The sequence below is a fragment of the Adlercreutzia aquisgranensis genome, from assembly GCF_943193145.1.
Taxonomy (GTDB): domain Bacteria; phylum Actinomycetota; class Coriobacteriia; order Coriobacteriales; family Eggerthellaceae; genus Xiamenia; species Xiamenia aquisgranensis.
In genome coordinates this window covers 1-13,946 of sequence record NZ_CALPDA010000012.1, presented here as the reverse complement: position 1 = coordinate 13,946, position 13,946 = coordinate 1, and the positions used below count along the sequence as shown (strand labels likewise).

Sequence of the window (13,946 nt, the reverse complement as noted above, 5' to 3'; positions counted from 1 at the left end):
TACTGCCGTTCTCGCCGATCCCGGTACGGTTGCGCTATGCGAGCTGCCCATGAGTATCCTTTCGCCATGCGCGGACTACGAAAGGTGTCGGCGGGCCACTACCACTACGCCCAGGCTTATGGCGGCCAGCAGCGCTACCGCTATTGCGATCGGTGCGAACGAATCGCCGGTCTGCGTCAGAGTGCTCGAGCTGTCGGAGGCAGTAGTGCCCTGGTCCGCTGCGCTCTCGCTTTCGGAGTCGCCGGAGGCGTTTGAGCTGCCATTGGGCTGGTTGCTGCCGGTGGCAGCTGAGTTGCTGCCGTTGTTGCCGGCCTCGGTCGAAGACCCTTCTGCGTTCCCGTCAGAATTGTCCGATTCGCCAGGTTGCTCGTTTCCGGCACCTTCGTCTGAATCTGCCGGATTGGTTGTGCTGGGTGTGCTCGGCTTGCTTGCGTCGTTGTCGCTTCCTCCCTGACTATCGTCGGCGTTGTCGCTGCCCTGGGACGGGTCGTCGCCGTCGGGCGTGTTGTCCGGCGTAGTGGCGTCGCCGTCGGAGGGGGTATCCGGTGTGCTGCCATCGCCGGGGTTATCCGGCGTGCTGCCGTCGGAGGGGTTGTCCGGTGTGGTGTCGCCATCGGGGGTGGTGGGCACGTCCGGCGTGGGCGTTTGGCCTCCGTCTTCACCATCTCCGGGTGCCGGCGTCTCGTCGGGCGGTGTCGTGAGGGTAGGAGCGTAGAACATGTTGATGACGTTGCTTTCAGGGTCGGTACCCACGCGGATGGATGAAGGGTAGCTGTCTAGAAACATCATGTGCTCGATTGGCGTGGCATAGTTCGACCCATCGACCATCTGACCGAACCGCTGCCCCTCTTCCTGCAGGCCTCCTAGCTTGGTGATTCGTACCGGTTCGCCGTAATAATCGGCGATAATCGAGTCTCCTGTCGCCAGTTTGCCGTCCAGGCCGATTTTTGCGCCTGAGTTGTCAGGGACGATGTTCTGGCTGCTTATGGGGGCGTTCCCGTCGGTCAGCATGTAGTAGTTCACCGAGAACGAGTTGTTTGTGGTGGCGAAGTAGTTCAGCTGCACGTTGTTTTTGCTGCTGTCGGTGCTCAGCGTCTTGTTTTCGGCCCAACCGTCGAAGAAGTGGAACCCGTCGATGACTTCTACGTAGTTCCAGGGGTTGATTGTGTCACCCGGGGTAAGCCCCTCGACGGTTCTCGTTTTCAGCAGACGCATGCCGGACGGATGGGAAAAGTCCGGATCCTCATAGAAGACAATTTCGCAGTAGTACACCGTGAGCGAGCAGGTCTCAACGCTGTCTTCTGCAGCGCCGCTGGAGTTGGTTTCGGCGGTTTGCCCATTGCCGCTTAGTGCAAGGCTATCCGCAGCGAAGGCGGCCGAAGCATCCAGAGCGGTGTCGACTACCGCCTCCGCCGCATCGGCGGCGCTCAGGTTACTCTGAATGTGGGCGATTTCCGCTTGGACTTCGGGCTGCTGTTGGGAATCGGCATCCGGCTCTGCGGCTTCGGCGACAACCGGGTTTTGGGCGGCCTCGGGTGCGGGTCTTTCGGCCGCGTTGTTGGGCTCCGTGCTAGAGGCGAGCGCCGGAAGGGGAGCGAGGGCCAGCGCAGCCGACAAGAAGGCTGCGGTAGCAAGAGCGTGGAAAGGGTTCTTTCGGGATGCAGAGAAGCGCGACTTTCGAGTGCGTATGTTGTTCATGGTCGTTCCATTCGGACGAAGGGATAGAAGCGGTGCGTTGTATGCAAGCGGGTGCGGGGCGTCGATGAATTACGACGATACAGGCAAGACGGTGATCGTTCGGGACGACGAATAGGTGATGTCCGCGGTTCACCGGCGTAGCGCACGGGGCATTGTTTGACGTCGATAACGTATCAAGCGGGGAAAGAAAACGCAATGAATCGTGAGTTATGACACAAGTGAAACATAATGCATACACAAATGAACTAATTGTAGACGCTTCCCATCAGGGATTATGCTGTTAATCATGGTTGATTGAGTGCATCACCCTTATCTGCAAAGCTGTCAGGCGGCCATCCCGCACAATCGACAGTTTCGGCACGATTTCTTGACGAACCTGTCGATTGTGCGGGCATAGCCGAACACAGCGGAGCGCGGCGGAAGGTCCCGCATCCCTGGGGTCTCAGCCTCGGTGTTGCAGCCGCCGCAATGCCGCAGCCACCACACCCGCCGGAGTGCTGCAGCCACCACAGCCACCACACCTGCCTCGACCGTCCCAGACCGGCTGCCCTTGCAGCTCCCGCGTGGCTGCCTACCCGGTTGGCATGCCGCTGCCGTGGGGGCGCCTGCTTTATTCGCCTTCGCCGCCGACTTCCACCAGCTGGATGAGTTTGTCGCGACTATGGACGTTCAGCTTCGCGTAGATATGTCGCACGTGGCTTTTCGCCGTGCCGTTGGAAATGCACAGCTCCTGCTCGATCCGCGGGACGCTCTTGCCTTGGGCCAGCAGCGTCAGCACGTCCTCCTCGCGGCGGGTCAGCCCGTGTTCCCGGGCGATTTTCGCGCAGGTTCCCTCCAGCGACGACTGGAACCCGGCGGTTTCCTTGTGCGGCGCAAGCGGCGTGATGCCCCAGGTGGTCTCCAGGTCCTTCTCGTTCAGCAGAAACATGGAAAACGACACCAGAAACACCACCACTACGCAGGTGAGGAACAAGATTCCTGTGCTATCCAGCTGGTTCCAGGCCGTCACGCCCACGTGGGACCCCAGCACGCTGGCCAGGACCCGTGCGGCGCGGGTGAGCCCGAACAGCCAGATGGCCAGCACGCCGTAGCGGTTGCAGATGGTGGACAGCACGATCATGGTCAGGATGACGAAGCTGGCGTGGCTCATGTTCAGCATGATGCCCGCAAGCAGCAGGCCGCCGTCCATCAGGAACGGCTGGAACAGCGCACCGGCCACCATGAGCGGTAGCGCGATGCGGTACAGGTAGCGCACGTCGAAGCGATCGAAGAAGAACAGCGCCATGACCAGCACCACCAGGGCGGCGAACGACACGCCAAGCATGGTGAGGTCGTTGACGATGCCGCCGGTGGTGCGGCAGAAGTTCATGGTGAACGAATAAGCCGCCATAAGCAGCATGGGCCGGATGGGGAAGCTCCAACGCTGGGTCGAGCTGCGGCCCATCACGTAGGCGATTTCGTCAGCCTCTTGACGCTCGCTTTGGTTGGTGGCGTGCTGCTGGCGTTTGATCATGCGCATGCTGCCTACGAACAGGGCGGCGCTCACTAGCGGAAGAAGTGCGGTGAACAGAAGAGCCGCCGGCCCCGAGAGTGCCATGATGACGAAGTGCAGCAGCGTTGCCAGCACGAACGAGCACGAGTAGTACAGTGCGACCAGGCGCATGGGCAGTGCGGCGTAGAACTCGCTCCACAGCAAGATGATGGCGGCTAGTCCCAAGCCAGTGAAGATCGCGCCGGTAATGGCGGCAGCGCTGTAGAGCTCGGCTCCGATGACGGAGACGGTGCCTTCCGGAAGCGCCATGAGCACGGTGCCTACGGCCATGAGCGCACCGGCTGCCCACGGCACGACGCCGCGATGCGGATGGCGGTGCAGCCGTTGAGCGCACAGGGCGCAGGTGATAAGCGTTACGGCGTTCACCAGGTTCGATATCAGGAACAGCGGCTCTAGGGTGACCCCTGGCACCGACGAGGGCGACGCAGGGCTTCCGAAGTGCACAGAATAGATCCACGCCAGGTAAACACCCATGCCCAGGTAGCGTAGCGGCAGCACACCGTCGGGCAGCAATGCGCCCAAACCTGCGCGTTGCGACGGCGCCGCCTCGCTGCCGTCGGTGATGCCCGTGGCGTGCTCGCTGCTCATCTTCGCTTCCTTCCCAGGCGTTCTCGTGCTGCACCCCGTCGGCGCCCCGTTTCGCCGCGGCCCTCTTCAACATGCCTCCGCCCGCGTTCGCCATGAGTGGCGGCCCGTGACCCACGTCGCGCCCCCTCGGACCACTGCAGCTCGAGGCCGGCTGCTTCCCCTCGGATCGGGTCGGCTCTCGACTGCCGCCGCCCGCTGCCCGCTGCGGCTCTCGTCTGCCGTTGCCTGCGTTCGCCATGGGTGGTGGCCTGCGGTCGTGCCAGCATAATCGGCGCCTTCGCCACGATTTCTTGACGAACCGAACGATTCTGCATGCTTTCGGCCTCCCGTCAGCTTGCAACATTATAAAGCGACCACGGCGCAACGATAACCCTGGCAAGGCACCTCTTTCCGTTTCGAGCTTGGTGCGTCTTGTGCGCTTTCGGCAATTCGGAAAAACCTAGCCACCGGTAAGAGTCTTTTATCAGCACCCGTTTGACCAGGCATAAAGCAAGAGTGGGTGATAAAAATAGACCGGTGGATGAGGGGCAAATCAGCCTAATCGTGAGGTGACCGCACGCCGCTCCGGGACCTAGGATGGCCTCGCCGCTTCGGAGGCGGCACCGCGACCGGATCGCTGGCCTAAGGAATATGGGAAGGCAACGGCGAGCGGGCGCGGGGGATGGAAGAAACGGCATTCGCCGGAGCGTGGCCTGGGGCCGGGTCGAGAAAAAGACAAGGCTCAGAAGACAGGCCGCGGAAAGACGAGGCCCGCAGGCCGGACCGAGAAAAGACCGAGGTTCGGAAGCCAGGCCGCGAAGGGAAGGCCCGCAGGCCGGGCCGCAAACGGGACAAGGCCCAGAAACGGGCCGCGAAAAGGAGAAGGAGTCATGATGAAGAACACCGAGACCGCCGGATTGAGCCGCCGCAGCTTCTTCAAGATGGGCGCTGGTGCCGCCGCTCTGGCCGGCGTGAGTGCTCTGGCCGGTTGTGCGCCGAAGGGTGCTCCCGAGACGAAGGCCGAAGCCGCTCCCGCCGATGGCGCCGCTGCCCCTGCCTCCGCCGACGCCACCAGCACCACGGTGGCCTCCGTCGATCCGCTGGCTGCCCCCGCTGCCATCACCGACATCGCCGAGACCAAGGACTACGACATCGTGGTGGTGGGCTTGGGTATGGCCGGTGCCGCCTGCGCTCTGGCTGCCGTGGAAGGTGGCGCCAAGGTGGCTGTGCTGCAGAAGGGCGAGATGTGCCTGACCCACGGTAACTTCTGCGCCGTCATCAACAGCCCCGAATTCACCGAGGCCGGCTGCGAGACCATCGATGTCGACGAGATGATGAAGCAGTTCAACGCCAATAACAACAACCTGATCAACTGGTCGCTCGTGCGCCGCTACTTCGACGAGTCCCCCGAGTCCGGCAGCTGGATCCTGAAGAAGGCCGAGGAGGCCGGCGTGAAGGCCATCATCCCCGCGCCCATCCCGGCGGTGAAGTTCGAAGGGAAGCAGATTGCCGGTGCGAAGGGTATGGCCGACCTGGCCGAGCAGAAGGGCGCCGAAGTGTTCTTCAACTGCCCCGGTGTGCAGCTGGTGGTGGACGGCTCGGGCGCGGTGACCGGCGTCATCGGCGAGAGCGCCAACGGGTATATCCAGTTCAACGCCAAGAAGGGCGTGGTGCTGGCCACGGGCGACTACGGCAACAACCGCGATATGCTGGCCAAGTGGTGCCCCGGTGCGCTGCCCTTCGAGAACTTCTACAACCCTCCCTACAACGACGGTGAAGGCCATCTCATGGGCCTGTGGGCCGGCGCACGCATGCAGGAGGCGCCCCATCCCAAGATGGTGCACGTGCATCACTACGTGGGCGACGGCGACAAGAACGCTCCCATGCGCAAGGCTCCGTGGCTGAACGTGAACGACTACGGCGATCGCTTCATGGACGAGAGCACGCTGTACGAGCACCGCTGCAACCAGGCCGTAAAGTACCCCGATGTGCATGCTACCCAGATCTTCGACGGCAACTACGAGCAGTACTACGCCCAGATGCCCAACCAGGTGGACCCGGCCAACGACGGCACCCTGGAGGACTTCATCGAGTGGGGCTTCGCCTTCAAGGCTGACTCCATCGAAGAGCTGGCGAAGGTGGCCGACTTCCCGGCCGACCACCTGAAGGCTACGGTGGAGCGCTACAACGAGCTGGTGGCCGGCGGCCGCGACGACGACTACATGAAGCCCATGGAATTCATGTACCCCATCGACACCCCGCCCTTCTACGCCATCCGTCGTCAGTACGTGATTTCGGTGATCACCGGCGGCCTTGAGGTGGACGACAACTGCAACGTGGTGGACGAGGAGTGGAACCCCATCCCCGGCCTGTACGCGGTGGGCAACGTCCAGGGCGGCATGTTCGGCGGCACCGACTATCCCTTCGACATCACCGGCCTGTCCCTGGGCCGCGCCATGACCTTCGGTTACGTGGTCGGTCGCGACCTGGCCAAGGCCTAGGTAAGCCAGGCTGCGGGCAGCCTTCCCCCTTCCTGCCCGCGGAACCTCTCTCCTTCTCCCCAGAAACGGAAGCGTCCCCTCCAGGCGCTTCCGTTTCGCGTTGGGCCGCATTTCGCCCTCTTCGCGGCCGTCCGCACCCCTCCGCCTGCACCCTCCGCCCGCAAAGCCCGGGCCTTTCGCCCGCAAAGCCCGCACCTTTCGCCCACACCCTCCGCCCGCACCCCTCTGCCCGAAAAGCCCGCACAATCGGTAGTTTCGTCACCGTTTCTTGATGAAACTACCGATTGTGCGGGCTTTGCTCTAGCGTACGGTGACGAGGCGGTCCTGATAGGCCACCAGCACGGCGGCGGGGTGGGACGCGCGGGTAACAACCTCGCGAAGGGCCTGTTCGGGAGCTCGATAGGTGTTGTTGTTCTGGGAGATGTGCATGGCCACCACCGTCTGCAGCCGCGGGCCCAGCAGCTCGGCCAGCTCGTCGGATGCCTGGTCGTTGGAGAGATGGCCGTGCTCCGACGCGATGCGCTGCTTGATCGGCCAGGGGTAGGGGCCCTCCGCCAGCATGCGGGCGTCGTGGTTGCTTTCCAGGGCCAGAATGCGCACGTCGCGTAGCAGTTCGCGGGCGGTTGGCGGCACTATGCCGGTGTCGGTGATGTAACCGATGGCGTCGCCGGGCACCTCGAAGCGGAAGCCGAAGGACTCGGCCGCATCGTGGGAGGTGGCGAAGGGGATTATGCGGATGTCGCCGACGTCGAAGGCGCTGGGAGCAAGGGCCACGAACTCGCAGAGCCCCTGGTCAAGCACTTCGGCAACCGGCTTGCTGGCCGCGCGGACCGCCGTGCTGACGAACAGCCTCGGCCGCACGGCGCGCCGAACCAGCTCCCGGCAGACCACTCCCAGCCCCTTGGTGTGGTCGCCGTGGTCGTGGGTGATAAGAATGGCCTGCAGGTTGGCTGGATCGAAGGCCGCTTGGCTGCAGCGGGCGAAGAAGTCGCGCTTGCAGATGCCGCAGTCCACCAGGATTCCCTGGCCGGTGGCCGTGTTCTCCACGATGGCCGCATTGCCCTTCGACCCACTGGCCAGCACATGCAGCCGCAGCGCCCGCTCGGGATAGAGGGGCGCTGCGGATTCGGCTTCGCTCTGCGGGTGGGCGTTCATGCCCCCATTATACAGCGTGCGCAGCCTCTACGGCTTCCACCAGGAACTTCGTGGCGCCCTCGCCGGCGGCTCCGTCGTAGTAGGCGGTGAAGCGCGGGTCGGCCAGGTAGCCGCGCACCAGCCCCAGGTAGGTTTCGTCGGCAAACCCCGGGCCCCAATGGACGGTGATCCAGCGCTTGTGCATGCGGGCGAGCTCCTGGGCTTCGGGCGATGCGGCGTCGTTGGTGGCCATGGCCAGGCGCAGCTGCACCTTGATGGACTCCTCCAGCAGCTCCTTGGCGTCCCATTCGTCCTTGGTGAGCGCCATCATGCGCGCGTTCGACTGCTCGATGACATCGTTGCCGTAGCGCTGGCGAGCCTCCTGGCCGTACTCGTGCTCGAAGGCCTCCAGTCCTTGGCGTTTCAGCTCTTCGAATGCATCTTTCGTTTCCATGCCTTGTATCCTTTCCACGGCGTTCAGCGCCGCCTGGGTTCTGCGAATGGCGGCCTGAAGGGAGTTCCCCTGTTCGCGCAGGGTCCGAAGATGGTCGGTCAGGGCTTGGCGAAGGCTTGGGCTGTCAACGTCCTCTGTGCAGCTTAGCAGCCGGCCGATGGTGGCCAGGGGCAGCCCGCAGGAGCGCATGGCCACAATCTGGGCCAACCGCCGCTCGTCGCGCTTGGAGTACAGCCGGTAGCCGCTTTCGGTGCGCGATGGCGACAGGAAGCCCTTTTCCTCGTAGAAGCGCAGGGTCCGCGCGCTCACGCCCGACAGCTCGGACAGCTGGCCGATGGTCATCAGGTTGCTGGGCGTGGTCACGGTTGCGCTCCTTCGGTCGTGCGTTCTGCGCTGCTCCCCGGCGCTCTTCGGTGCCGGCCTGCCTTCTTCGATGCGGCGCTGCCCGGGCTTGCTGGCCGCGTGCCCGCCGATCAACTTCGACGGGGAACAGTGTGAACCCTCACGCAGCCAGAAGGTCAAGGGGCGCGGCTTGCGGTGCTGCGCGGTGGTGCTGGGTGCCGCGCAGGATGCGAGCTTAGTAGAGCCAGTAGAGCAGGCGGCCGAAGAGCAGCTGGCGCGGGTCGGCCACCACGGTGCCGCCAAGGACGATGGAGCCGTTGGTGTAGAGTGACGAGCAGAAGACGCGCCAGTTCAGGCCCGACGCCAGAAATCCGCCCAGCACCAGGGCAAGCCCTACTGCGATCATGATCAGGCAGACGCGGAAGAAAGCGGCGTAGCGCGAAGACGTGGCAAGCGGTAGGGCCGGGCTGCCGGGCACGCCGCTGCCGACGGCGTCGGAGCTGATTGCGGGTGCCGGGATGGCACATGCGCCCGGGACGCTTGCAGCCGTGTCCGTGGGTGCGGGGGCTGTGCCGAAGGGCGCGCCAGCAGGCATGTTGGCGGCAACGGGACCGCCCTGGGGTGCAGGTGCGGGCGCGGGGTGGACGACAGCGCCGGACGGTTCCGCAGGCTTCTTTCCCCAACGGCGCTTGCAGGCGCGGACGAACGCCGACCAACCCTTTCGCTGGCCGTTCCAAACGCATTTGGTAAGGGCCTTGCACCCGCACAGTACCCAGATGCCGGTGCCGAAGCCGAAGCAGGCGTATCCCAGCTGCACCATGGTGTAGGGGATGTCGCCTATCTGCAACCCCCAAATGGCATACAGCACGCACACTGGCGACGCCGCTACGAAGGCGACCCCCGCGATCCAGCAGGCCAGCACCAGAATCCAGACCGCCAGAAGCAGCACAGCCGCCACCAGCCCTGCGGCAAGCACGATGCCCGCCACCCCGATTGCAAGTGCCGCGACGATGGCTGCTGCCGCAAGGATGAACGGCGAAGCGAATACAAGCCCCACCCATTCCAGAGGTTTGAGCCGGCCTTTCTTGAGACGTTTCCAGAAACCGTCCTGCTTTGCGGAGCCCGAGGCCGCGGGTGATTTGCGGTCGGCGGTATCGCCCGTCTTCGCCGCAGCAACGGACTTGGCGTTCAGCAGGATGGCCGCGGCTGCCTCTTCGGGCGTGGGAGCTGCAGCGATGGCGGCTTCTTCGGTCATACCCTCGTCGATGCGGTCGGCTATGGCTTCCATATAGAAAGCGACGGCGTCTTCGCGCTCTTCGGCGGCAAGGGCGCCTAGGAGGGAGGTGAGCTTCTCTCGGTACTGCGTGCTGTTCATGGGCATTCCTTACACCAAGGAGGACGAGGGATCGGTGGCAGTGACGGTTGCGATGCGCGGTGCGGCGCCTTTCTCGAAGGCAGGACCGCTGTCGGGTTCGGCCGGCTGGGGCGAGCTGGTTCCGTCTGGTGGCGGAGCGCCGTCCGGTTGGCCAGCGGGGGCGCAATCGCTGTCCGCGGGACTTCCCTTGGCGGCTTTCGCGCTGTTCAGAGCTGCTTGCTGGATGAATCGGTACAGGCTGAGCACTTCTGCCTGGTCTTCCAGAAACTCCCTCACGGCATTGTTCCCTTCCGGCGTGAGCGAGTAGTACTTCCGCAGCCGCCCGTTGTGCTCGGCTTTGCGAACGCGGATGAGCCCTCGTGTTTCCAAGCGCTTGAGCAGCGGGTACAGTGTCGACTCGCTCAGGCCCAGCGACGGGGGAGCGTCTTTGATGATCTGGTATCCGTAGGATTCTCCGGGCAGCAGCGTTGCCAGCACGCATGCATCCAGAAATCCCCTTTTCATTTGCGCGTCCATTACACCTCCTGTAGCGATATACTATATGTCGCATAGTATAGTGTCAAGGCCACTTGGAAGATGCGCACAAACGGCCGCGGAAGCCGTCGCCATCGCCGTCGCCACGTGCGCTTCCGCGGCTGCGACCGCCGCTCACCACTAGTTGCGGCCGCTGCTTCTCGTCGCCGCCCGTGCGTTCGTCGTCTTCTTACCGCTGCTCCCAGCGCTTTCTTTTCTGCTTCAACCGATTCCGGCCAGCTCCGTCCGCACGTGCCGCTCTTTCTGGTCCTTGCGGCTTTCCGCCCCCTTGCGCTTTTCCGCCGCCTGGCGCGAGTAAGGCGAAGGCCGCTAGCTAGCCTTGTCCAGCGCACGCACCGATTTCGGCAGGTACATCACCAGGCCAAGGGCCAGGCAGGCCAGTCCGTCCACCACGAAGAAGGGCGCCACGCCAATGGCTTCGGCCAGGAATCCGCCCAGGGTTACGCCCACGGGAGTGGCCAGCCCCATAGCCGCGGTGAGCAAGCCCATGGCGCGACCCATTTTCTCGTCGTCGACGTTGCGCTGCGTAAGGGTCATGAGCGGTCCGTTGAACCAGGCGCAGGCTACGGCCATGATGCCCATCAGCACAACGAACAGGGGAAACGCATCTGGCGGCAGCACGCCGCACAGCGCAGTCGACGCTCCTGTCACCACGGCCGCCACGGCGATGAGCCCGGCGAGCCGCTTCCCGCCTCCGCTGATCACCAGCACGGCCGACCCCGCCAGCATGCCCACGCCGAAGGCCGCTTCCACCAGCGACGCCGCATAGCCGTCGCCGCCGAAATGCTGGAAGGTCATAAGCGGGCACACAGCCGACAGCGGCCCGAAGATCATCATGCCCACGGTGACCATGGCAATGAGCAGGGCAAGGCCGCGATTGCGAGCGATGCAGCCCCAGCCGTCCTTCAGATTCGCGATTACGTGCTGGTTGGCGGCTTGCTCATCGATGACCGTGGGCACCTTCGCGAAGGCCAAGCCGGCGATGGCCAGCAGCGCGCCGGCGAAATCGAGGAACATTACCGAGGAGAATCCGAAGGTGGTGTACAGGAAGATGCCGAAAGCCGGAGCACCGATGGAGGCGACGGAGGCCAGCAGCTGGTCGAGGGTGTTGATGCGCAGCAGATGCTTGTCGGGTACGAGCATGGGCATGGTGGCCATCATGGCCGGGCTGTGGAAGGCTTGGCCGACGGCGCGCGCCAGGCAGATGACCATGAGCAGGGGAATCGACACATCGCCCAGCAGAATGAGTACCGCGGCGACCAGGGAAACCAGTCCCACGGCTCCGTCGGCCACAATCATGATGGCCTTGCGGTTGAATCGGTCGGCCACCACGCCGCCGAAGGGGGAGATGAGGCCGATGGGTAGCATGGCGGCGGCGGTCATGAGCGCCAGCACAAGGGCGCTGCCGGTGCTTTCGGTCACGTACCACACCACAGCGTACCCGGCGGCGTAGCTGGTGATCATCGACAGCGCCTGCCCGATCCAGATGAAGGCGATGGTGGCCAGCCAGTTCTTCTGAAGCGGCAGGCCTGCGGCGCTCACGGCGTCGGCTTGCGGTTGGTTTGGCGCTTGGCTGTTCGGCTGCTCGTCCGGCCGACGCGGCTCGCTGCAATCCGGCTTGGCATGTGAAGATGCGTGGTTCTCAACCATGGTGGCTCCTCGGAAAGTGATCGATGCTTGCAAACGCGCGAGTTCTGAGGAGCACAAGCCAGGGGACGAGGACCGCTTCCGCATGCTCCTCCTTTTGGCCGGCAGGACGTGTAACGGACAGCCTTTGCGCTTCCCCGAGTTGCAAGATGCGGGGCAAGCCTGCAGGGGAAAGAGACCGCCAGTATCAACGACCTGGCTCCTCAGCATTTCGCGCAGTCCACCTTACGGTTGCGGAAACGGTTGCTCTAGCACGTAGAGTTTGCATGCCGGCGAAAGCAGTTGTACGTATGCAACAAGCGGTCGCCCGCAGTGCAAGTAGAGGTGTCGTTTCGCGCAAGAAAAGGTGGCGTCGAAAGGGAGTAGATGTACTAGAGAGCAAGCATTGAGGCCATAAGATCACGTTTCTCGAAAAAGGGGCACTGACGCACAGTATAGCGCACCGCGCCCCCGCAAGCCTTCGAGTTGTTGAAAATCGGATTATTTGGCTGGGCAATTTTAGGCGTTCTATCTGGTGTTTCTTGCGTTATACCAGCTCATAGGCGTAAAAATCGCTGCCAAATAATCCGATTTTCAATAGGCTGCCTGTCTTCCGAAACGCCTGCCGCACATCGCACGACAAGCGCTTCGGACACTTCGCAGGGTCAGCCTCTTTGCCTGGCTGTCTTTCTCGACTTTGCCAGCTCCCGAGCCTGCGGGTCTTTTCTGCTGGTCTTTCCGACCGGTACCCTTAGGGCAGCGCCAAGGTCAGGCTGCCGCCGGTTTCCTCGGCCCAGGTTTCGCAGGCGTTGCGGGCTTCGGAGGTAAGGGGGTCGCCCGTCAGAACCAAGGTTTCAAGCATCGGGAACTGGTACGGGTCGAAGGAGTCGATGTTCTGGAAGGGCAGCTTCACCGTGGTCAGTGCATCGCATCCTTTCAACGTATAGCCGCTAGCCGTTAGCGGACCCAGCGAGGTGACGTTGCCGCCGCGCCGATCGACGGAAAAGGACTGTAGGTTCGGTGCATCGGAGAAGTCCAGGTAGGGAATTGTCTTGTCGGTGGCCTGGTACAGGGCGCTGAATTCCACCAGCGAGTCTTTGGCCAGAGAGAACTCCTGCGGTATGGTGCCGAACTGCAGCACTTCCAGGTTCGTCAACGTGGACCCGTCGAAGCTTTTCAGCAGCGCGTTTTCCTGCGAGCTGAGGAATCGCAGCTCGGTGGCGCCTTGGCAGTAGAGTGCTTCCGGCGCGCCGCCGACGGTGAGCCAGCGCAGGTGCTTGGCTTGCGTTGCGTCCACCTGGCTCAGGATCAGGCGCGGGTCGGCGCTGACGGCGTCGGGCGAGCACAGGTTCGCGTACACCACCGGTTCGCCGTCTATGGTATCGGGGATCACGACGGGGTCGCCGGAGCTCACGGTGCATCCTACAATGTATACGCCATGTCCGCACGAATAGCCTTCCATCAGGTCGAACCCGCCCGAGGAGACGATGTCGAAGCCGCCGCCTGGCAGGGACTCGTAGGTGCCGCCCGATGCGCTGGGAGTGCCGGTCTTCACATCGGAGGCGCTGTTCCCAAGTCCGGTTACGTAGTCGCCCACGGCGTAGGTGAAGTACTTGGTCGCGGTCGGCTCCTGTGCTGCGCCCGGCTTTGTGGGGTCGGCCGGCTTCGCAGGGTCGGTGTAGCCGGGAATCCACTTTCCATCAGCACCGACGTAGTAGCTGTCCACCCATTGGCTGCGCAGCATGGCGCCGCTCGGGCCCACGTAGTAGTCGCCGACCCAGCGGTTCGCCTGCATGGCTCCGGAGGATTCGAAGTAGTAGTACTCGTCGTTAATCCATTGCCAGCCGGTGACCATGGCGCCCGAGCCGGGGGTCAGGTAGTACCAGGAGCCGCCGACGGATTTCCATCCTTCGGCCATAGCGCCGCTGCCCGGGTTGAGGTAGTACCAGGAGCCGCCGACGGACTCCCACCCCTCGGCCATGGCGCCCGACGAGGTCAGGTAGTACCAGGTTCCGTTCAGGGGCAGCCAACCGGTGCGCATGGCGCCGGAGCTGTTCATCCAGTACCAGCTTCCGTTCACCTTCTCCCAGCCGGTGACCATGGCGCCCGAGCCGGGGGTCAGGTAGTACCAGGAGCCGCCGACGGATTTCCATCCTTCGGCCA

8 protein-coding genes and 1 pseudogene are annotated in these 13,946 nt (G+C 63.7%); 1 reads left to right on the top strand and 8 read right to left on the bottom strand.

Features of this window, described 5'->3' with window-relative positions; all coding sequences use genetic code 11:
• Positions 1–75: 75 nt before the first annotated feature.
• Together NFR41_RS08280 and NFR41_RS08275 are read right to left on the bottom strand one after the other, a co-directional pair.
• Positions 76–1,698: an MSCRAMM family adhesin SdrC gene (locus NFR41_RS08280; protein WP_251231471.1), complete on the bottom strand. Its 1,623-nt coding sequence runs from the start codon at positions 1,696–1,698 to the stop codon at positions 76–78.
• Between the two features lie 610 nt (positions 1,699–2,308).
• Positions 2,309–3,838 (bottom strand): helix-turn-helix transcriptional regulator, encoded by a 1,530-nt coding sequence (locus tag NFR41_RS08275; protein WP_251231470.1) that lies wholly within the window; start codon positions 3,836–3,838, stop codon positions 2,309–2,311.
• Between the two features lie 869 nt (positions 3,839–4,707).
• Here NFR41_RS08275 and NFR41_RS08270 point away from each other — a divergent pair.
• A complete protein-coding gene (locus NFR41_RS08270; RefSeq protein WP_251231469.1) occupies positions 4,708–6,318 on the top strand; it encodes an FAD-dependent oxidoreductase in 1,611 nt (536 codons plus the stop codon).
• 300 nt (positions 6,319–6,618) lie between these two features.
• Here NFR41_RS08270 and NFR41_RS08265 read toward each other — a convergent pair whose 3' ends face one another.
• The 6 genes and pseudogenes from NFR41_RS08265 to NFR41_RS08240 all read right to left on the bottom strand — a co-directional run.
• Entirely contained in the window at positions 6,619–7,473 is an 855-nt protein-coding gene (locus NFR41_RS08265) for an MBL fold metallo-hydrolase (protein ID WP_251231468.1), read from the bottom strand.
• 7 nt (positions 7,474–7,480) lie between these two features.
• Positions 7,481–8,269, bottom strand: a complete 789-nt coding sequence (locus NFR41_RS08260) for a MerR family transcriptional regulator (RefSeq protein WP_251231467.1) — start codon at positions 8,267–8,269, stop codon at positions 7,481–7,483.
• Positions 8,270–8,483: 214 nt separating this feature from the next.
• Positions 8,484–9,623, bottom strand: a complete 1,140-nt coding sequence (locus NFR41_RS08255) for an HAAS signaling domain-containing protein (RefSeq protein WP_251231466.1) — start codon at positions 9,621–9,623, stop codon at positions 8,484–8,486.
• A 9-nt stretch (positions 9,624–9,632) separates the two neighbouring features.
• Entirely contained in the window at positions 9,633–10,139 is a 507-nt protein-coding gene (locus NFR41_RS08250) for a PadR family transcriptional regulator (RefSeq protein ID WP_251231465.1), read from the bottom strand.
• A 327-nt stretch (positions 10,140–10,466) separates the two neighbouring features.
• Positions 10,467–11,807 carry an MFS transporter gene (locus NFR41_RS08245; protein ID WP_251231464.1) on the bottom strand — a complete coding sequence of 447 codons (1,341 nt, stop codon included), beginning with the start codon at positions 11,805–11,807 and terminating at the stop codon, positions 10,467–10,469.
• 727 nt (positions 11,808–12,534) lie between these two features.
• Positions 12,535–13,946 (bottom strand): annotated as a pseudogene (locus NFR41_RS08240) (hypothetical protein); the annotation flags it as partial.

Coding starts and splice junctions, on each gene's coding strand:
- NFR41_RS08280 (WP_251231471.1), bottom strand. CDS start 1,698: ATGAACAACATACGCACTCGAAAGTCGCGCTTCTCTGCATCCCGAAAG.
- NFR41_RS08275 (WP_251231470.1), bottom strand. CDS start 3,838: ATGAGCAGCGAGCACGCCACGGGCATCACCGACGGCAGCGAGGCGGCG.
- NFR41_RS08270 (WP_251231469.1), top strand. CDS start 4,708: ATGATGAAGAACACCGAGACCGCCGGATTGAGCCGCCGCAGCTTCTTC.
- NFR41_RS08265 (WP_251231468.1), bottom strand. CDS start 7,473: ATGAACGCCCACCCGCAGAGCGAAGCCGAATCCGCAGCGCCCCTCTAT.
- NFR41_RS08255 (WP_251231466.1), bottom strand. CDS start 9,623: ATGAACAGCACGCAGTACCGAGAGAAGCTCACCTCCCTCCTAGGCGCC.
- NFR41_RS08250 (WP_251231465.1), bottom strand. CDS start 10,139: ATGGACGCGCAAATGAAAAGGGGATTTCTGGATGCATGCGTGCTGGCA.
- NFR41_RS08245 (WP_251231464.1), bottom strand. CDS start 11,807: ATGGTTGAGAACCACGCATCTTCACATGCCAAGCCGGATTGCAGCGAG.